The following is a 19811-nucleotide window of genomic DNA, read 5'->3' on the forward strand; positions in this document are numbered from 1 at the left end:
GGAATGACAGAATTTTTACCTCTTTATTTAAATGTTCGTACAGTAGTGGGCTTGACCACGGTATCCAGATTGTTACTTTCTGGACCCCGTGATCAAGTCACGGGGGGACAATTCCCAATTCTTAAAAGACGAGCAGTATAATTAAAAAAGTCTTGTCTAAATTAACGCTAATCAAGTATAAAGTATACTCTAAAGTTTTATAATACAAAATTAAATAATACATAATAAAAATTTTATGAATATTACCTTTATCGGTTGTGGTTATGTCGGACTCGTATCGGGGACTATAATGAGCTATCTTGGTCATAATGTCGTGTGTCTTGATACCGATCAATCTAAAATTGCTAAGCTAAATAGAGGTATATCGCCGATTTATGAAGCCGATCTTGATAAATATTTACGGCAATCGATAAAATCCGGAAGATTAAAATTTACCCGTAATTATGATGCCGAGCTTGCAACTGCCGAGGCGGTTTTTATTACCGTCGGGACTCCGCCGTTACCGTCAGGTGATGCGGATTTAAAATATGTTTTTGAAGTTATCGATAAAATTTGTAATCGGATAAATAAGGATTGTCTGTTAGTGGTTAAATCTACTGTTCCACCGACCAGTTGCAATAAAATTATTAGTTATTTAGCAGAGAAAAATTTTACATTTAATGTTGCATCAAACCCTGAATTCTTAAGGGAAGGAACAGCCGTTAATGATTTTTTAGTTCCTGACAGAATAATTATCGGAGTTAATAATAAAAAATCGGAAGAATTGCTTAAAGAAATTTATTTGCCTCTAACTAACCAAAATATAAAGCTGCTAGTGACTGATTTAGTTACGGCAGAACTTATTAAATATGCTTCCAACAGTTTTTTAGCCGCTAAAATTAGCTATATTAATGAAATGGCAAATTTATGTGAAAAAACAGGCGCAAATATTCAAGACTTAGCTTACGGTATGGGTCTTGATCAAAGAATAGGCACAAAGTTTTTAAATGCCGGTCCCGGCTTTGGCGGCTCTTGCTTTCCGAAAGACATTTTAGCCTTAAGGGTGCTTGCTAAAAATTACCGTGCTGATTGTAAAATCCTTGAGGCGGTAATTGATAGTAACCGGAAGCGCCCTTTTGATATGGTAGATAAAATTAGCAATTTAATAGGTAATGATTTACTCGGTAAAAATATCGCCGTTCTAGGGCTTACTTACAAAGCCGGCACCGATGATATCAGAGCTAGTCCGGCAATTGAAATTATCAAAATTTTACTAACTAAAGGTGCGTATGTTAAAGCATTTGATCCTGTAGGCTTAGATAATGCTCAAAAACATTTTGAAAATGAAAATTTATTATATATAAAATCGGCAATTGAGACCTGCTCCGGAGCGGATGCAATTGTTATTACTACCGAATGGTCGGAATTTAATGAATTAAATTGGGAAATAATTTATAATTCGGTTAAATCGCCGATAATTATCGATCTTAGAAATATTTTAGATGCAGACTCAGTAAAAGCGGCAGGTTTTGAATATTACGGAGTTGGGTGTAGGGTATGATGAGCATCGTGTTCTGTCACCCCGTGGCTTGACCACGGGGTCCAGAAAAATTAAATACCGGATACCGTGGTCAAGCCCACTACTGTGCGAACGTTTAAATAAAGAGGTAAAAATTCTGTCATTCCGTGGCTACGACCACGGAATCCAGCTTATAATATCATAAAAAGATTCTAAAATAAGTCTAATATGGCTTTATTTTCCTGGATTCCGTGGTCGTAGCCACGGAATGACAGAATTTTTACCTCTTTATTTAAACGTTCGTACAGTAGTGAGTCAAGCCACGGTATGACACCGAGCTATTTTATAAATCGAACAATAATTTATATACATAAATAAAATGCAAGCTGAATTTGTACATTTAAGAGCGCAAAGTTCTTATTCTTTTTTAGAAAGCGCGTTAACGATCGACAAAATAGTTGAATTAGCCGTACGGCAAAAAATGCCGGCTATTTGTCTTGCCGATCGGGGTAATTTATTCGGCTCGTTGGAGTTTGCCTTGCAAGCTGCTAAAAAAGGCGTGCAGCCTATACATGGTGTTATTCTTAATATAGAGAATAATATCGATAAAGTAGCTATTGATAATATTAGGGGGTCATTTGACTATAAAGCCGATTTTGCCGAGATTCTACTTATTGCAAAAGATGAAATAGGTTATAAAAACTTACTTAAGCTATCTAGCTTAATCTTCACTAAAAATGATCGCAAAATTTGTGATCACATCACTTTTGACGACCTTATTACTTATAATGAAGGCTTAATTGCGCTTTGTTGTTATACAGACGGTATTATCGGTAAAAGCTTGCTCGCCAAAGATGAAACGCAGGCTGTCCTAGCCGCTCGTAAATTAAAAGAAATCTTCGGTGACCGGTTTTATTTTGAAATTATGCGGCATAATTTACCGGAAGAACAATTTATCGAAGCCGCTCATATTAAAATAGCATATGATTTAGATATTCCGCTTGTTGCTACTAATAAACTATTATTCAGTGATGCAAGCATGCATTACGCGCATGACGTATTATTGTGTATTTCTGCCGGCGTTACCAAAGAATATCAAGATCGTAAAACGATTAGCGATAATTGCTATTTTAAATCCCCTAAGGAAATGAGAGAGCTTTTTGCAGATTTGCCGGAAGCAATAGAGAATACCGTAAATTTGAGTCAGCGTTGTTACATAGCGGCGCATCCCAACCCGCCGATGCTTCCTAATTTCTCTACCGAAAATATTAGCGAAACGGATTTAATTAAAAAAGACGCAGAAGACGGTTTGCTTGCGAGATTATCGACAAAATTTAAATTAGAAAATATTTCTCCGAAGGAGCAAGAAACAATTAAGGAGGAATATTTTACTCGTCTTAATTATGAATTAGAGATTATTTGTAAAATGGACTTTGCCGGCTATTTTCTCATAGTATCGGATTTTATAAAATGGAGTAAGGAGCAAGGAATATTAGTCGGTCCCGGTAGAGGTTCGGGAGCGGGTTCAATAGTAGCTTGGAGTCTGTTAATTACCGATCTTGACCCGATTAAATTCGGTTTATTATTTGAGCGATTTTTAAATCCGGAACGTATTTCAATGCCGGATTTTGATATTGATTTTTGCCAAGAAAGACGTGAAGAAGTTATAAATTACGTTCGTTCAAAATACGGCAATAATAGGGTCGGTCAAATAATTACTTTCGGAAAAATGCAAGCAAAGGCGGTAATTAAAGATGTCTCCCGCGTACTTGGCTTAGCATATAGATATGCCGATTATTTAACGGAGCTAGTACCGTTTAGTGCCGTTCATCTCATAACTTTAGATCAGGCTATTAAGGAAGTCCCTGAGCTTTCAAGTGCGGCTAAAGGCAAAGGATTATATAATTTAGAGGGCGAAGAGGAGTTAATAAAGCAAGTTTTAGATACTTCGCTAATTTTGGAAGGACTACATAGGCACGCCTCTACCCATGCCGCGGGAATCGTCATAGCCGGCAAAGATTTAGTCGAAATAGTACCCGTTTGCAAAGATACTAATTCCGATATGTTAATAGTGCAATATTCGATGAAATACTCGGAAATTGCCGGTTTAATTAAGTTTGATTTTCTGGGACTACAAACTCTTACTGTCATTACCGACTGTAAAAAGCTTTTAAAAGAACAAGGCATCGAGATCGACTTTAATAACATGACGTTTGACGACGAAAAAACTTATCAAATGTTATGCAAAGGTAAAGGGGGCGGGGTTTTCCAGTTTGAAAGTGCGGGTATGAAAGATACGCTTCGGCGTCTAAAGACTGATTCCGTACAAGACTTGATAGCTCTTGGCGCCTTATATCGTCCCGGTCCTATGGAAAATATCCCGACCTATATCGCTTGTAAACACGGCACGCAGCAACCGGACTATTTACATGAATTACTAAAGCCGATACTTAAAGAAACTTACGGCGTAGTAATATATCAAGAGCAAGTATTAGAAATTGCTAAGAAACTTGCCGGTTACACTCTTGGCAGCGCTGATTTACTCCGTAAAGCTATGGGTAAAAAAATCAAAAAAGAAATGGAGGAGCAGGAGGAAATCTTTGTTAAAGGGGCGGTAGCTAATAATATTTCAGCAAGTCAAGCTAAATCAATTTTTGCGACGCTTGCTAAATTTGCCGGATACGGTTTTAACAAAGCGCATGCTTCGGCTTACGGAGTTATTTCGTATCAAACGGCTTATCTTAAAGCTAACTACCCTGCTGAATTTTTGGTAGCATGTTTGAACCTTGAGTTAAGTAATCACGATAAGATCGGCTTATTTTCACAAGAAGCAAAAGATAATGATATCAAAATCATCCCGCCGAATATTAATATTTCCACCGGTTATTTTAGTATAGGATGTCATGCCCGCCAAGGAGGGAATGACATCGAAGCTACTATATCGGCAGAACAAAAGTCTATAATATTCGCTTTGGGCGCAATTAAAGGTGTTACCGTGAATTTCGGTAAGTTAGCGGCGGAGGAAAGAGAGAAAGGAGGGCGATTTACGACCATTATCGATTTCATCGAGCGTATGCCGCCTAAATCTATCAATAGTAAGTTACTGGAAAACCTTATCAAATCCGGTTGTTTTGATGAGTTACACGATAATCGTCAGCAATTATTTTTAAGTATTGCTAAGCTTTTAGCCTATTCAATTTCTTATCATGAAGAACAAGCTTCTAATCAATTTAGTTTAATTAAGGTAAATAGTTTAAGCCCGCAGCTTTTAATAGCAAGCAACCATGCCGATAAAAATACGCTAGCCTTTTATGAATTTGAGGCATTGGGATTATTTATAACTCATCATCCGTTATCGGAATATCAAGAAATATTTAATCGATTAAATATTTTAAGTTCGGCAAATTTGCATAATGATTTACCGCACGGCACTAGCCGAGTAACGCTTGCCGGCGTGATTCAGAAAAAAGATTCTCGCATGTCGGCAAGAGGAAGATTTATTACGCTACAGCTTTCCGATCCCGATGATATTTTTGAGTTAACTATTTTTAGCGAGGAGGTGTTACGCGATTATAATCACTTGCTGAACGTTAAAAGCCTAGTGATCGTTAATTGCGATATAATAAAAGACGAAGGCGGCATAAAACTGACCGCTAAAAGCTTCATGTCTATTGAAGAAGCAATTAACAATCAGCAAATTGAGTTACAACTTTTCCCAAGTAGTTATACGGAATTGGAACAGATAGTAAGTTTATTAACAAAATGCTCCGGACTAGAGCAGAGTAACACAAAAATAACTTTATTCGTAAAGACGGAAGTAACTGACGGATTTGTAGCTAAAATAACCTTGCCGGAATCTTTTTGCTTACAAAGCAAAGACTTTGAGTTTTTAAAGAATTTTCAGTATTGCGAGAAGCTATAAGCGTTGTTGCAGAGTTCTAAAAAAGTGCCGGATGTCATTCTAGCTAAAGGCGGGAATGACATCCTAGCAAACCCCAAACGCCTACTTATTTGCTGCTTTTAATTTTTCTAAAACTTCCTTAGCATGATTTTTGACACTTACTGCAGGCCAGATATGAAGGATTTTACCATGGGTATCAATTAAAAAAGTTGCTCTATTAATTCCCATATATTTCTTACCGAACATTGATTTTTGAACCCACACTCCATATTGCTCGCACATATCAGAGTCTGCATCAGAGGCTAGGTCAAACTCTAAACAATATTTTTCTTTAAACTTATCATGTGATTTTAAATTATCTTTTGATACTCCTATAATTACGGCATTTAATTTTTCAAATTCCGGTTTTAATTTATTAAAATCCTGTGCTTCGATAGTACAGCCGGGAGTATCGTCTTTCGGATAAAAATATAGTATAACAAATTTTCCTTTTAAATCTGATAATTTGATATTTTTATTGCTACTTACCGGCACTGAAAAATCAAATGCAACATCACCTATTTTTAACATCATAAAACCCCTATATAATTAAAATTGTATACTATAATAAATTTTAACAAAAAGCATTTGTTTTTTATATAGTTTTTCTATTAATAATTTTTGTAGTAGTTGCTTTTTTATATAACATAATTTATTATTTAAATAACTTACATTTTAAGTTATAGTTTATAGTATTTATTTTCAATAATGAGGTTATTATGAAAACAATAGGCAAAGCGATTGAAGAATTACAAAATACCCTTAAAGATTCCGCTAAAATTATCGCTGCTGAATTTAATAAGAAATGCCATGATATAGCCGATAATTTATCTTCTAAAATAGATGAATTGAAAAAGCACGCTAAAGATAATAAAGATCGCTCTTTAGAATCGATACAAAAACAATATGACGGCATAAAAGAAAATATGACGGAATATCAAAAAGCGACAGGTAAGAAAGCAGAAGAATATCACAAGGTTTTAGTGAAAAAACTTAGTGAATTAAGTAAAAAAATCGAAGACTATAATAACAAACATAAAAATTAAAGCCCATTTAAAAATTATTTTGGAGTCCTAACAATGAAAAATAAAATTTTATTAACACTTGCAACAACTGCTGCTTTAGTATTTGCCTCTAACGCTTTTTCTTCAGCAACAACGCAAAACGAAGAGGATAATGCAGAAACTACCTCGCAAACTAGAACAGTAACCGAAAATCTTCAGGAATTAAAAGATAATTTGAAGGATTTAGCTAAAACCGGCATAGATAAATTTAATCAAAGCCTTAGCGATACCTATACTCAATTATCCGATCAAGTAACTGCAATTCAGGAAAAGATGAAAGATAAAAAAGATGAAGGAGCCAAAAAGCTACAGGAATCTTTAGATCATCTAAACAAAAAAATGGCAGAATATAAAAATGCTAATGCCCAAAAACAAGAAAAAATGCGCAAACATATTGTTAATAAGTTAGAAAAGCTAAATGAAAATATTAGCGAGTATAACGAAAAGGCAAAAGCAGATTCGTGATTTACCGTATTATGGTTATTACAAGTATAGTGTCATACCGTGGCTTGACCATGTGTTGTACGAACGTTAAAGAAAAGGCTGTGTCATGCCGTGACTTGATCACGGCATCCAGAAAAAAACTTAATAAAAAGAGTGGATACCGTGGTCAAGCCACGGTATGACACCGAACGCTTTGCAAAAAGGTTATATTTTATGACCGTTACCAAAGAAAAAATTACCGCTATGTTAAGCTCTAAATTGGGGTTATCAAACAGTTTATGCGAAGAAATTGTTAATGCTATTTTCTCTAATATTTTAGAAACAGCATTTACCGAAAAATTAACTTTAAAAAATTTCGGTAGTTTTGAAATTAGCGAAAAAAAATCACGACCCGGTATAAATTTCCATACTAAATTACCGGTTACTATAGAGTCAAAAAGAATATTGCGTTTTACCCCTTCTGCTAACTTAAAAACATTAATTAACGAATCTTCGGAAAAAAATGTCTCAAAAAAAGATACCGGAAAAAATATTTAATAAGAAGCTAGATAAAAAATATTATTCTACTAGCGAAGCAATAAAATTTTTAAATATCTCTTCTCATCAATTAAGGTATCTAGAAGTTAATATCCTTAATTTGAGCATTTATAAAATAAAAAACAGAAGATACTACACCGATAGGGATCTTAAAACTATACAAGATTATATAACTAATAATAAAAAAATATCGGTAAAACAAGATACTACTCCCCTCTCTTATAAAATCGATATACTGATTAAAAATCTTAATATTTTGTCAAATGATATTACAAAATTCCTTGCTAATTTCTCTGCGCCGCCTATATAAATGCTTTACAAAAATAGTTGATTAATCTTTATAAATATAGTATTATACGTATAATACACGTATGAAAGGTATATTATGCAGAAGAAATTAACACTTACTATTGATGAAGCTGTTTATTATAAGTTACATTCAGTAATCGGTGAACGTAAAATTAGTAAATTTATAGAGCGTTTAGTAAAACCATATGTAATTAACGAATATCTTGAAGCAGCTTATCAAGATATGGCTCATGATATAGCAGCAGAGCAAGAAGCATATAACTGGGTAGAAGGATTGGCGCAAGATGGGTTTCATGAAAAGAGGTGAAGTATGGTGGGTAGACTTTAATCCTTCTATTGCCGGAGAAATATATAAAACAAGACCGGCGATAATTATTAGCAATGATTATTCAAATCAAGCATTAAATCGCGTACAAGTTATTCCTTTAACTAACAATACTAGTAAATGTTATCCTTGTGAAGCTTATATATTGCTAAACGGTAAACAAAGTAAAGCAATGGCTGATCAAATAATGACGATAAGTAAGACAAGATTAAAATCAAAAATTACAATAATTTCTAATAATGATATGCAGTTGCTTGAATATTCCCTTAGAATACAATTAGGCTTGTAGTACAACTAAATTCAGAAAGCTTCAGACAAGATGAATTTAAGGAAGAGCTAAGCTACCGTACTAGAGTACGTGAGTACAGGCAAATGTCGAAAAATTTGCTTGTATCAAGCGATCGAGAGGACGCTGTACATACAAAATAATATCAAGAGGTATCTTTATGAAAGAAAAACAAGTAAAGCCGATAATTATCGGTATAGCAGGTACTGAATTAACTGCGCAAGAAATAGAGTTATTTCAAAATCATCCTCCTCTAGGAGTAATTTTATTCAGGCGTAATATAAAATCGGAAACTATTACGGATGGTTTAGGTGAAAAAATACAAATTCAGGATAGAGAACAACTTACTAACCTTATCGGTAGTATAAAAGAGGTGTTAGGGGAGCATTGTATAATTTCCGTCGATCAAGAAGGCGGCAGAGTTAAAAGGCTTATCGCTCCTACTTTCAAATCAGCGCCTAGCGCTAAAACATTCGCCGATATAGCCCGGCAGGAAGGCATAGACATTGCGGTCGAAAGATGTAAACAAAATTATAAAGAAATAGCAAAAGAGCTTAAAGAACTAGGCTTTAATTTAAACTTCGCGCCGGTAGCGGATTTAAGACATGAAGGAGCGCATGATATTATCGGCGATAGAAGCTTCGGCTCTACTCCCCCTACCGTAATTCGCTTATGTCAAGCTGCACTTGAAGGGTTGGCTGAAGCAAAAGTAATCGGCTGCATTAAACACATACCGGGGCACGGGCGAGCTACAAAGGATAGCCACAAAGCCTTACCGAGCGTAGAAGCTTCTTTAGAAGAGCTAGAGAAAACGGATTTTTATGTTTTTAAGGAGTTGGCTATATTGCCGGTTAGCAAACTCGCTATGACGGCACATATAATATATAAAGCACTTGATCCGGATAATCCCGCTACCTTATCAAAAAAAGTTATTAATTATATCAGAGAAGAAATCGGCTTTAAAGGACTGATCATTTCCGATGCGATAGAGATGAAAGCGTTATCCGGCGGGATGGCTGACATTACCGAAAAAGCTTTTGCCGCCGGCATTGACATAGTGCTTGAGTGCAGCGGTAATTTCGATAACATGACTGCGGTTCTTGGTGCTGCTCCGGCATGCGGGGTAGAAAATTTTTCCGAGTTGTTTATCGGTTGAAGTTTAAGCTTGTGCTTTTTCAAAAATTGCGGTGATGGCGTTACCCACGTGGACGGCTGAAGCCGCCATTGCGAGGAGGCAATGCCCACGTGGATCAAAAATTGCTATATTTCGGATATTTTTTAAAAGTACCGCGGTGTCATACCGTGGCTTGCCCCACTACTGTACGAACGTTTAAATAAAGAGGTAAAAATTCTGTCATTCCGTGGCTACGACCACTTCAGTCCAGCTTATAATATCATAAAAAGATTCTAAAATAAGTCTAATATGGCTTTATTTTCCTGGATGCCGTGATCAAGTCACGGCATGACACAGCCTTTTTTCAACGTTCGTACAGTAGTGGGCTTGACCACGGTATCCAGAAAAAGCCTTAATAAAAAGACTGGGTTCCGTGGTCGTAGCCGGCTTTGTTGCATGGATCGAATTTTCGATGTCATTCTAGCTAAAAGCGGGGCGTTGTTGCATGGCTACCGGAATCGTCATTGCGAGGAGGCATTTATGCCGACGTGGCAATCCAGTTAAACATATTTTTATACTAAACTTGTTTAGTATTCTAATTAAATCCCTCGTTACATTCGGGATAGCCTGGATTGCCGCGCTCCTTCCAGTCGCTCGCAATGACGAGTTTTTTATTAATTTTCGAGCCATGCAACAACGCCCGAAAGCGGGAATCCAGCCTTTTCTTTGTCATGCTGAACTTGTTTCAGCATCTATTAACAATATCCTGAAATAAATTCAGGATGACCTAAAAAGTGCTTTTTTCTAGATTCCCGCTTCCGCGGGAATGACATACTAGTGCTTTTATCAAGCCATACAACAACGCCTACGGCTCCTCGCAATGACGACTATGATATCCACGCTGGCAACGCCAGTCAAGCCACGGAGTTACACATAATTCCCCAAATTTTCCTTCTTAAAATACAAATCTAAGTAAATTTTAAATAAAATATTATCAAATAATTAAATAAATATATTGAAAATATCTAATTTTAATATTAATCTGTTTTTTAAATTTTAAGTTAAAGAATTAATTTCACCTATCATACCAGGTGTTTTATGGTTGTTATCAAATTGCAAAGCGTGCAATAATTTGAAGTTGCTAACAAAATGATTTTTTAAAATAAACACTCACGGCAACACTTATATTTTATATAACGTAACAGATTTATAAATTTAAAAAACAATTTGAATTAATCTCATATTTAGTTTTAATAGGAGGAGTACTTGATTCACGAAACTATTAACCTGCTTCAAAATATGCTGCATAAAAACGGAGTAGGTGCTGAAATATACGCCAGACTAAAGGATCCTTATTCTATTTTAAAGAAAATGAAAAGGAAAGAAATTACTATTGACAAATTGAGCGATCTTATTGCGTTCAGGGTTATTGTTGGTTGTAAAGCCGAATGTTATACGTCTCTCGATATAATTAATGATTTTTACCATTTTAGTTTAAAACATATCAAAGATTATATTGAGAAACCTAAAGAAAACGGTTATCAATCTATTCATGCGATAGTGGAATTCCTTCATTCTAGGCGTAATGCCGAAATTCAGGTGCGTAGTCGTGAAATGCATAAAGTGGCTGAACTCGGTAGAGCCGCGCATTTAAATTATAAGCAAGAACAAGATAAACATTTAGAAGAAGTTTTTAATAAAAATAATAATACGGTGCTTCAAGCGGCAAATGAGATGTTTCACAAATTTAGCTGGTCTGAAGCGGAAATTGTTGCTTATGAGCAAGAAATTATGCGAATTTGGCATAACAAAATCGATGAAATATTAAGATGGGAAAACAACCCGAAAGAATTAGCGTTTGAAGAACGGTAAGTTGCTATATCATTATTGTTGCGTGAAGGCTTTGTTGCATGGCTCAAATTTTTGATGTCATTCCCGCGAAGGCGGAAATCTAGCTTTTTTTGTCATGCTGAACTTGTTTCAGCATCTCTTGAAAAATATCCCGAAATAAATTCAGGATGACTATAATTTTCCGGATTCCCGCTTTTAGCTAGAATGATACGGCACTTTTTTAGAGCCATGCAACAACGCTTTTGGTCGCTCGCAATGACGGTGTTTTTTGCAACGATTTCTATCCACGCAACAATTCCTGCTCGTAGTCAAATACAGTATCCACCTAGAGCAAAAATAATTTACAAAAATTAATTAATATTTTGTGATAAAAATATCGCGACGTTTAAAACTATATAAAAAAACTTAACGCGGTTCTTGTAATTGTGTAGTTTTTATATTATACTGACCGAGGTGTTTAGAGACCTTTGATATAGGCTTTAAGTATTTGCGGTAATCATCGGCAAACACTGATTATTACAGCAATAAATCGTTAAGATATACTACTTAAAGTGTATTTCAATGTTTATACTAAAATTTTTAAACTTAAAATAGGAAAAAATATGGCTCAAAAACCAAGTTTTTTAAAAAGAATAACGACCGCCTCGACCGTGGCTTTCGCTGCGGCTGCAATCGTCGGAACCGGAAGTACGGCTTTTGCGCAAGCTAGTAGAACGACAATAGCTGCTGCTACTACTCTTGATGGTACAGGGTTTGATCAGACTGCTGCGCCAGCTGACTTACCAGTTCAATCTGCAGCTGGAGCTGTGCCTGGTGCAGTTATTACTGCTACTTTTAATGGAGCAATCAATTTTAATACCCCGAATGGTGATTTTAACGGTATACTTTTAAATACTGCGAACAATTTAGCTGTTGCTATTACTAACAATACTCAGTTAGGGTTTATATCTAATGGTAATGCTGCCAACGCCTTTAACTTCACTCCCGCTGCTAATCAATCACTTACCATAACAGGTCAAGGTATTACTGCTGCTAATGCTGCTTTAGCACAAAGCGCTGCTGGTGTTCCTGGATTTAATGGTAATGCTGCTATTAACAATAACGATATTAGTGGTCTTGGAAATTTTGATTTTGCTGCCGGAGGTATTACCCTTAATCTTAATTCTGCTGATGCTACAAAAGCTATGACTGCTACCAACTTTAAAGTTGCTAATGGTGCAGCAGCTGGCGTTATTACCGTTAATAATAATGGTGCTACAGCAGGAAATCTTGATATATTAGAATTTAATGATTTAAGCGTTGCTACTACAAAAACTATCACTGTTGCTGCTGGCAGTGCTATCAGGTTTAATTCGACTCCAACGGCCGGTAATTCTTTAACACTTCAAGCTGTAGCAAATAGCACAATCGGTCTTACTAATGATGCTACCCTTATACTTAAGAGTAAAGCAGCGGCAGCTTTTAGTTTTGCCGTTGCTAATGGAACTCTTGGAGCAACTGGCGGAGATAATAACGGTGTAATCGTTTTTGATTCTTCTCTTGCTGGTGCAGCCGCTAACCTTACAAGTAATAAAGCAGGAAATGCAGTTGCGGTAGTTGGTACTAACAATACTACTAGAGCTCAAGGATTTATATTAAAAGGTATGGCAGCTAATGCTACCACTATTGATGGTCAAGTTTATGCTAAAGCTATTGAGTTACAAGGAGGACAACTTACTTTCGGTCAAGCAGTTGATGTTGGAGCTAATGGTACTACTAACTTTACTACAGCTGCTTCGCAAGCTACAATTAGTAAAACTTCAAATCTTGGTGCTGTAACTTTCGGTGCCTTTGCAGGTAACACTCTTACTGTAAATAGTACTGCAGATAACACAACTCTTACAGGTAACTTTACCGGGGATGCAACGGGCCTTAATGGTGCTAATTTTCCAACAATACTCTTTACCGGTGCAAATACTGCTAAGTTAGCTGCTGCCGATGCTACCCAGCCTGTAGCAACAAATATAAAAGCAATTGAAAATAACACAGCTGTAGCCGTAACATTAGGAGCAGGTGACTATAATACCGATCTTAACCTGTCAAATGTTGGTGGTAGCTTTATTCTTGCCGACGGTTTCAAGTTGACAGGTAATGTTAACGCAACAGCAGGAGCTAATGCTCTTCAAGCTGGAACACTTGTTGCTCAAGGAAATGCTACAATTAGCGGTGACATCGGCTTTAACGCCACTGCAGCTAAGAACCCTGTTCCTCTAGGTAATATTACCGTTGCTGATGTTGCGAATAAAGCCTTAACTCTTGGCGGAGCAAATATTATTGGTAGTAACGCTCCTGGTGCAAGTATTAATTTTGGAGCAAATGTTGGTGGTGTCGTTAACCTTACTAATACTACAGATAATGTTAATCTTCAGTATAATGTAACATTAGCGGCTGATAATAAAGGTGTTATTAATGCTGATGCTATGATTGCAGGTAAAACTTTAACTATTAGCGGTACGATTGGTACATTTGATGCTGCTGCTCCTATTAAGAATGCTACTAAATCTCTTGCTTCATTAAGCGTAGCTGGAGGTGCTAATATTGATTTAAGTGCCGGTGATGTTGCTATCAATAATTTGATTATGGGAGATACTACAACAGTAAAATTAGCTCACAATACTTATAAAATTATAACAACAAATAGCCCAGGTAAAGGTGTAGTTAATATTAGCCCGGCTGCTGCTGCGAACCCTAATGCAACAACCCTTGCCGCAGGGACAAGTTTGGGTAGTGAAGACAATGTATTAAAAGAAATTAAATTTAGCGGCCTTCCTAACCCAAATCCAGATGCTTTAACTGATGTTATATTAAATGTCGGAAAAGATGTTGCTCTATATGCTACTAACATTACTAATACGACTCCTGGCATAGGTTCTTTCACCTTTAGTGGCGGTGGTACGAATATTGTCGGCGGTCAAGTCGGTACTGCAGCTAGTAAATTTAACACTGTTGCAATCACAAATGGTACTACAGTTCAGTTTAAAAATCCTGTATTTTTTGCTGGTGCTACTACAATTGATGCTACTTCTACCTTGCAGATCGGTGGAGCTTATCAAGCAGATTCAATTGGTGGTGTTGCAGCAAATCAAGGAACAGTAGAGTTTGTTAATACTACTCCTATTACACTGACTACTGCAAATGCAGGAAATACCATATCAACAATAAAAGTTTCCGGTTCAGATAATGTTACATTAACAAAAGCGCTAGGGGCTACGAATATAGTTTTTGGAGATAATAGTGGCGGAGCAGGCTTAAAATTAGCTGCAACAGATAAAATTCAAGGGGCAACAATTACAAGTACAGCCGGTAATAATCATCCTGCAGTTATTACTTCATTTGCAGCGGGTGATTTTATTGATGAAGGTCAAGCAGTAGGTGATGCAAATAATATTGTTAACATTGGTTTAGGTGCCGATATCGCTTTTACAGTTAACGAAGGAACTAATTTCTTTGCAGAAATTATTCCGGTAGCTAACGGTCAAGGTACTGTAGTGCTTAATGCTGCAACCGGTGGTCAAGTATACGGATTAGGACTTGCGAATTTTAAACTAAAAAGTGTAACTATTGCTACTAATACTACAAACTTCGGTGATACTTATGTAACAAATAATACTCTTATAGTTGACGACAATACAACCTATACAGCTGGAGGTACAGTTGACGCCGGTATTCAACTAGGAAGTACTGTCGGTACCGGTAATGTAGTCTTCTTAAACGGCGCGGATTTATTACCTACAACTACTATTAATGCATTAGTACCTAACAAAGGTAACGTAACATTCCAAGGAAGTGCTACAGTCGGTAATATAGCCGAATCAGGTACATCTGTTGCATTAGTAGAATTTACCGGTGTTAGCGGTTCAGTAGCCGGTTTACGAGGTGATATATATTCCAAAACTATTAATTTTAATGGATATAATCTAACTGTTTTGGATGAGGAAGTAGTGCTTAGCGGTGCTTCATCAGTAAACGGTCAAATTACCCTTGGAACTAATGAATTAGTATTTACGGGCGGTGCTTCTACATGGGGACCTAACACTTCTCTTAATACAACCTTGGCCGGCGGCGATCTCGGTCACATCGTGATCAACGGCGGAACTATTACGGCATCAGGTAATGTGTTAACTAACGTAACAATTAACGATCAAGATAGCGTAAATACACCTACTACCAAATACTTATTGATAGGAGGCGGGACTAATCTTACTCTGCCAAACGGTAATTCCGTTAGTTTAGACGGCACGACTTTCACTTCTAATCAAAGATTCTCTGATTATAGTATAATTCAAGATGCTACAAGTAAGGATTACTTCTTACAGCGTACGAATATTGCAGGGAAAGTAATAGCCGGTGATTTAGCGTCAAATCCCCAATATAGTAATATTCCCGGTTTAGCTTCAAACGCTGGGGCAATTTTAAATCCTAATAATACGGGTGATGCGGAGAAGTTCCTTACTAATATAGGTAACTTAAATTCAGCGGATACCGCTCAAGCCATCGTAGCTCTTACTGCACAAGACACTAATAACCTTGCAGTAATGCAAGATATAGCTGCAGAGAATATCAGTGTTTTAGCTAACAGGGTACACGGAGTTAGATATCTTCACGGTCCTGCCGGAGCTCCTGAAGGCGTACTTGCAAGTCCTGAGGGCGGAGTAGTCGGAGCTGCCGATGATGCTGAGGATAATGTTAGTTACGGCGGTTGGGCTAAAGCTATATATAGTGATGCAACTCAGAAATCAAAAGGCGGTGTTGCCGGTTATAGTGCTAAAACTACCGGCGGTATCTTCGGTTTCGATACCATGGCTAATGATAACTTAATGATCGGTGCCGCTATCGGTGTTACAAAAACCGATATGAAGTATAAAAATTATAGAGCAGGCGATAAAAGCACAATTAACGGCTTCTCATTCTCTTTATACGGTGCGCAACAACTTGTTGATAATTTCTTCTTCCAAGGTGCAACAACATTTAGCACTAACCAGGTGAAGAACAAAAACAAACGTTACCTGGCAAATGATAGCGCTCAGAAAGTTACGGAAACTGCTAGTGCTAGTTATGATAACTTGACATATGCAGTTGAAGGAATGTTCGGTTACGATGCTAAAGTAATGGAAAATGTGTTACTTACTCCGATGGCCGGAATCAGATATATTAAATCATCTGATGAAAGTTATAAAGAAACCGGTACTACATTCCAGAACAAAAGCGTTACTGGCAAGTTTAGTGATAAGACGGATGTAATAGTCGGTGCTAGAGTTATCGGTGATTCTATGAATTTAAGTCAATTTATGTTCTATCCGGAAGCGCATGCTTTTGTTACTCACAAAGTAAGCGGTAAACTGGCTAAAATTCAGTCTAGCTTAGATGGACAAGTTACTCCGTTCATCGGTCAACCTGACAAAACTGATAAAACATCTTATAATTTAGGTTTAAGCGTAACTACAAGACCGGGTCCTCAAATGGAGTATGGAATTGGTTATGATGCAAACTTAGCAAGTAAGTATGTTGCTCATACTGGTACATTAAAAGTTCGCATAAACTTCTAATTACCGATCTATAGACTTTCCCAAATATATCTTTGGGATTCTAACGGAAGGCTCTCTTTGCAAAAAGAGAGCCTTTTTGTTTATGTACAGCGTCATCGCGATCGCTTGATACAAGCGAATTTTTCTGGATTCGCCTGTGCTCACGTACTCTAGTACGGTAGCTTAGCTCACCTTTAAATTCATCTTGTCTAAATCTTTCTGAATTTAACTGTATATTACTTCATGGATAATCTATGTGCCATTGTGAAAAGGCATTGCCCGCGTGGATACCGGAATCGTCATTGCGAGCGACCGGAGGCGTTGTTGCATGGATGGTTAAAATCGCTTAAAACTTGTCATACCGTGGCTTGACCACGGTATCCAGAAAAAATTAAAAAGCCTGACTGGATGCCGTGGTCAAGCCACGGCATGACATCGCGGTACTTTTAAAGAATACCCAAAATATAGCAATTTTCGATCCATGCAACAAAGCCGCAACCGGAGGCGTTGTTGCATGGATCAAAAAAAGTGCCGTATGTCATTCCCGCACAGTATTATTGCGTGGATCGAAAATTAATAAAAACCCGTCATGGCGAAGCCACGAAGTGGCTGTGGCCATCCATACTATCCCGAATATAATGAGGGATTTAATTAGAATACTAAACAAGTTTAGTATAAAAATATATTTATACTTAGATGGCCACGGCGCCAAGAGGCGCCTTACCATGACGGTTTGGGTATCCACGCAACAAGACCTTCCCGCGCAGGCGGGAATCTAGAAAAAACAAAAAAGTCATCATGAATTTATTTCAGGATCTACTAAAAAGATGCGCAAAACTTGTTCAGCATGACAAAAAAAGCCTGGATTCCCGCCTTTAGCCATAACTGTCCGAAGTTGAAAAATAAATAGAGAAACTGTTTGAGTTTTTCACTCTATTATATATCAAAATAGTAGTATTTTTAGCATTAACGGCAAAAAAAGTACTATTTAATAATCTTAATTTTTCAACTTCGGACAGTTATGGCCTTTAGCTAGAATGACAAGCGTTGTTGCATGGCTCAATATTTTTGCATAGCAATTCGGTGTCATACCATGGCTTGACCCACTACTGTACGAACGTTTAAATAAAGAGGTAAAAATTCTGTCATTCCGTGGCTACGAACGGAATCCAGCTTATAATATCATAAAAAGATTCTAAAATAAGTCTAATATGGCTTTATTTTCCTGGATGCCGTGATCAAGTCACGGCAGGACACAGCCTTTTTTCAACGTTCGTACAGTAGTGGGCTTGACCACGGTATCCAGAAAAAATCTTAGTCAAAGGCTGGATGCCGTGGTCAAGCCGGCGTTGTTGCATGGATCGAAAATTGCCATGAAAAGGGTGTCATTCCCGCGTAGGCGGGAATCCAGAAAGTTAATATGAGCAAATTAAATAGTAATTTATTATATAATTTTACTTATTTTAAGTATTTCTCCGGATTCCCACCTTCGCGGGAATGACACCGAGGGCGTTTTTAACCATCCATGCAACAACGCCGGTCAAGCCACGGCATGACACCATACTTATAATAATCATAATACAGTAAATTATGAGCCATGCAACAAGGCGGGAATGACATCGAAAATTCTAGCCATGCAACAACACCTTTTAAACTACAATCCTGCTAATTATATTTAATTTTATAATCAAGGGTGAAACCGCTTTTACCCTTGATTATTCAATATTTTAAACCGAACTATGGATAATTCTTATCCATAGTTCGCGTTATCTAAGGTTGTAGTGTTTTAACGCGTATAAACTTAACTTGACGGTGCAACCTCCTTCATTACCGACTCACTTAACCGGACGATGCTTTGAGTTGCACAATGCTACTAAATATGGTATGTTGCCGCTTAAAATTAAAAATTATTAACTAATACGGTTTTACTGGCTTAAAATAAGTAAAAAATCGGTAAGAAATTGGTTGTTAGAACTAGCTCATAATGATTGTAAAATAATAGAGTATTCATGGTGGGGACATGGGTGTCAACTTAAGGGCATTGCCCGCGTGGCTCAAAAACTCTACGTCATTGCGAAGAGGGACGCAGTCTTGACGCGGCAATCTAGTCTTTGTCATGCTGAACAAGTTTTGCGCATCTTTTTAGTAGATCCTGAAATAAATTCAGGATGACTTTTTTGTTTTTTCTGGATTCCCGCTTTTAGCTAGAATGACATACTGCCGCTTTATCGAGCCATGCAACAACGCCGGCGTGACCTATAAGTGTTGAAAGTGAGAAGGGGTTATAATTTTAACTCCGAAAGATATAGTATAAAATATGATTTTCACTACAAAAAAACACTATTTTATAACTTTTTATACTATATTTTTCATCTAATTTAATTGACTACTTCTCACTTTCAACACTTATGCAGCGTGACCACGGTATGACAAGTTTTAAGCGATTTTAACCATCCACGCAACAACGCCGCATTTGTGCGGAGCGCGGCAATCCAGAAAATAATAGTCATCCTGAATTTATTTCAGGATATTTTTGTATTAGATGCTGAAACAAGTTCAGCATGACAAAGACTAGATTGCCACGTCGGGACTACGTCCCTCCTCGCAATGACGTAGAGTTTTTGATCCGCGCAATGACGGACTTTATAGACCTTTATCGCTTAAATTTAACGCCTATACCTTAATAATCTTTGCTATACGAAGTAAGATCAAATTTAACAACCGGTAAAATCGGTAGAGTTATTTTTTGTATTGAAGATAATCAAATGATTTTTCTAAGAATTCTTCCTCTTTAATCTATTACAACTTAACTTGACGGTACCTGATTGTGATATAGGAAAATATACTAGGGTATAATTAAGACAAATATCTAATCTAAT

At 36.9% G+C, this 19811-nt stretch carries 24 protein-coding genes and 1 pseudogene; 22 read left to right on the forward strand and 3 right to left on the reverse strand.

Annotated features, from left to right (window positions below; translation table 11 throughout):
• Window positions 1-3 precede the first annotated feature (3 nt).
• The 4 genes from AAGD64_RS08170 to dnaE all read left to right on the forward strand — a co-directional run bounded on the left by AAGD64_RS08170 (window position 4) and on the right by dnaE (window position 5420).
• Complete coding sequence (locus AAGD64_RS08170; protein WP_341793051.1) at window positions 4-141, forward strand: hypothetical protein; 138 nt, start codon at window positions 4-6, stop codon at window positions 139-141.
• A gap of 94 nt (window positions 142-235) precedes the next feature.
• Window positions 236-1540, forward strand: coding sequence for a UDP-glucose/GDP-mannose dehydrogenase family protein (locus tag AAGD64_RS08175; RefSeq protein ID WP_341793052.1), 1305 nt, complete (start codon window positions 236-238; stop codon window positions 1538-1540).
• Window positions 1509-1703 carry a hypothetical protein gene (locus AAGD64_RS08180; RefSeq protein ID WP_341793053.1) on the forward strand — a complete coding sequence of 65 codons (195 nt, stop codon included), beginning with the start codon at window positions 1509-1511 and terminating at the stop codon, window positions 1701-1703. The genes AAGD64_RS08175 and AAGD64_RS08180 overlap by 32 nt, the downstream gene beginning before the upstream one ends.
• Before the next feature lie 174 nt (window positions 1704-1877).
• Window positions 1878-5420 carry a DNA polymerase III subunit alpha gene (dnaE, locus tag AAGD64_RS08185; RefSeq protein WP_341793054.1) on the forward strand — a complete coding sequence of 1181 codons (3543 nt, stop codon included), beginning with the start codon at window positions 1878-1880 and terminating at the stop codon, window positions 5418-5420.
• A gap of 81 nt (window positions 5421-5501) precedes the next feature.
• On the opposite strand, the gene bcp is transcribed toward dnaE, so the two are convergent.
• A complete protein-coding gene (gene bcp / locus AAGD64_RS08190; RefSeq protein WP_253308505.1) occupies window positions 5502-5972 on the reverse strand; it encodes a thioredoxin-dependent thiol peroxidase in 471 nt (156 codons plus the stop codon).
• Window positions 5973-6157: 185 nt separating this feature from the next.
• Between bcp and AAGD64_RS08195 the strand changes: the two genes are divergently transcribed.
• The 11 genes and pseudogenes from AAGD64_RS08195 (at window position 6158) to AAGD64_RS08245 (ending at window position 10081) form a co-directional block, all read left to right on the forward strand.
• Window positions 6158-6484 carry an apolipoprotein A1/A4/E family protein gene (locus AAGD64_RS08195; RefSeq protein WP_253308504.1) on the forward strand — a complete coding sequence of 109 codons (327 nt, stop codon included), beginning with the start codon at window positions 6158-6160 and terminating at the stop codon, window positions 6482-6484.
• A 33-nt stretch (window positions 6485-6517) separates the two neighbouring features.
• Window positions 6518-6967, forward strand: a complete 450-nt coding sequence (locus AAGD64_RS08200) for a hypothetical protein (RefSeq protein ID WP_341793055.1) — start codon at window positions 6518-6520, stop codon at window positions 6965-6967.
• An 11-nt stretch (window positions 6968-6978) separates the two neighbouring features.
• A complete protein-coding gene (locus AAGD64_RS08205) occupies window positions 6979-7128 on the forward strand; it encodes a hypothetical protein (RefSeq protein WP_341793056.1) in 150 nt (49 codons plus the stop codon).
• 31 nt (window positions 7129-7159) lie between these two features.
• A complete protein-coding gene (locus AAGD64_RS08210; protein ID WP_341794185.1) occupies window positions 7160-7483 on the forward strand; it encodes an HU family DNA-binding protein in 324 nt (107 codons plus the stop codon).
• The gene (locus AAGD64_RS08215) at window positions 7449-7793 is read left to right on the forward strand and encodes a MerR family transcriptional regulator (RefSeq protein WP_410526071.1); all 345 of its coding nucleotides are present in this window, start codon (window positions 7449-7451) and stop codon (window positions 7791-7793) included. The genes AAGD64_RS08210 and AAGD64_RS08215 overlap by 35 nt, the downstream gene beginning before the upstream one ends.
• Before the next feature lie 75 nt (window positions 7794-7868).
• Window positions 7869-8099, forward strand: coding sequence for a hypothetical protein (locus tag AAGD64_RS08220; protein ID WP_253308501.1), 231 nt, complete (start codon window positions 7869-7871; stop codon window positions 8097-8099).
• Window positions 8077-8406, forward strand: coding sequence for a type II toxin-antitoxin system PemK/MazF family toxin (locus tag AAGD64_RS08225; protein WP_253308500.1), 330 nt, complete (start codon window positions 8077-8079; stop codon window positions 8404-8406). The genes AAGD64_RS08220 and AAGD64_RS08225 overlap by 23 nt, the downstream gene beginning before the upstream one ends.
• Window positions 8406-8534: pseudogene (locus tag AAGD64_RS08230) on the forward strand (palindromic element RPE3 domain-containing protein); the annotation flags it as partial. The gene AAGD64_RS08225 and the pseudogene AAGD64_RS08230, both read left to right, overlap by 1 nt.
• Window positions 8535-8563: 29 nt before the next feature.
• Complete coding sequence (gene nagZ / locus AAGD64_RS08235; RefSeq protein ID WP_341793057.1) at window positions 8564-9559, forward strand: beta-N-acetylhexosaminidase; 996 nt, start codon at window positions 8564-8566, stop codon at window positions 9557-9559.
• A gap of 34 nt (window positions 9560-9593) precedes the next feature.
• On the forward strand, window positions 9594-9737 hold the full coding sequence (locus AAGD64_RS08240) for a hypothetical protein (RefSeq protein WP_341793058.1): 144 nt from the start codon (window positions 9594-9596) through the stop codon (window positions 9735-9737).
• 128 nt (window positions 9738-9865) lie between these two features.
• Window positions 9866-10081, forward strand: coding sequence for a hypothetical protein (locus AAGD64_RS08245; RefSeq protein WP_341793059.1), 216 nt, complete (start codon window positions 9866-9868; stop codon window positions 10079-10081).
• Here the strand turns inward: AAGD64_RS08245 and AAGD64_RS08250 are convergent.
• Window positions 9998-10207 carry a hypothetical protein gene (locus AAGD64_RS08250; RefSeq protein WP_341793060.1) on the reverse strand — a complete coding sequence of 70 codons (210 nt, stop codon included), beginning with the start codon at window positions 10205-10207 and terminating at the stop codon, window positions 9998-10000. The two genes, AAGD64_RS08245 and AAGD64_RS08250, sit on opposite strands and share 84 nt — an antisense overlap.
• Window positions 10208-10272: 65 nt before the next feature.
• Entirely contained in the window at window positions 10273-10398 is a 126-nt protein-coding gene (locus tag AAGD64_RS08255; protein WP_341793061.1) for a hypothetical protein, read from the reverse strand.
• A 385-nt stretch (window positions 10399-10783) separates the two neighbouring features.
• Here AAGD64_RS08255 and AAGD64_RS08260 point away from each other — a divergent pair, with 385 nt between their 5' ends.
• From AAGD64_RS08260 to AAGD64_RS08295, 7 genes are all read left to right on the forward strand, one after another.
• On the forward strand, window positions 10784-11389 hold the full coding sequence (locus AAGD64_RS08260; RefSeq protein WP_341793062.1) for a bifunctional (p)ppGpp synthetase/guanosine-3',5'-bis(diphosphate) 3'-pyrophosphohydrolase: 606 nt from the start codon (window positions 10784-10786) through the stop codon (window positions 11387-11389).
• 207 nt (window positions 11390-11596) lie between these two features.
• The gene (locus AAGD64_RS08265) at window positions 11597-11722 is read left to right on the forward strand and encodes a hypothetical protein (RefSeq protein ID WP_341793063.1); all 126 of its coding nucleotides are present in this window, start codon (window positions 11597-11599) and stop codon (window positions 11720-11722) included.
• Between the two features lie 248 nt (window positions 11723-11970).
• On the forward strand, window positions 11971-16953 hold the full coding sequence (locus AAGD64_RS08270) for an autotransporter outer membrane beta-barrel domain-containing protein (protein WP_341793064.1): 4983 nt from the start codon (window positions 11971-11973) through the stop codon (window positions 16951-16953).
• 222 nt (window positions 16954-17175) lie between these two features.
• Window positions 17176-17304: a hypothetical protein gene (locus AAGD64_RS08280; protein WP_341793065.1), complete on the forward strand. Its 129-nt coding sequence runs from the start codon at window positions 17176-17178 to the stop codon at window positions 17302-17304.
• Between the two features lie 41 nt (window positions 17305-17345).
• The gene (locus AAGD64_RS08285) at window positions 17346-17711 is read left to right on the forward strand and encodes a hypothetical protein (protein ID WP_341793066.1); all 366 of its coding nucleotides are present in this window, start codon (window positions 17346-17348) and stop codon (window positions 17709-17711) included.
• Window positions 17712-18897: 1186 nt separating this feature from the next.
• Complete coding sequence (locus AAGD64_RS08290; RefSeq protein ID WP_341793067.1) at window positions 18898-19104, forward strand: hypothetical protein; 207 nt, start codon at window positions 18898-18900, stop codon at window positions 19102-19104.
• A 389-nt stretch (window positions 19105-19493) separates the two neighbouring features.
• Window positions 19494-19616, forward strand: coding sequence for a hypothetical protein (locus AAGD64_RS08295; protein ID WP_341793068.1), 123 nt, complete (start codon window positions 19494-19496; stop codon window positions 19614-19616).
• The last annotated feature ends 195 nt before the right edge of the window (window positions 19617-19811 follow it).

The sequence above is a fragment of the Rickettsia endosymbiont of Ceutorhynchus obstrictus genome, from assembly GCF_964026565.1.
In the GTDB taxonomy this organism is placed as follows: Bacteria; Pseudomonadota; Alphaproteobacteria; order Rickettsiales; family Rickettsiaceae; genus Rickettsia.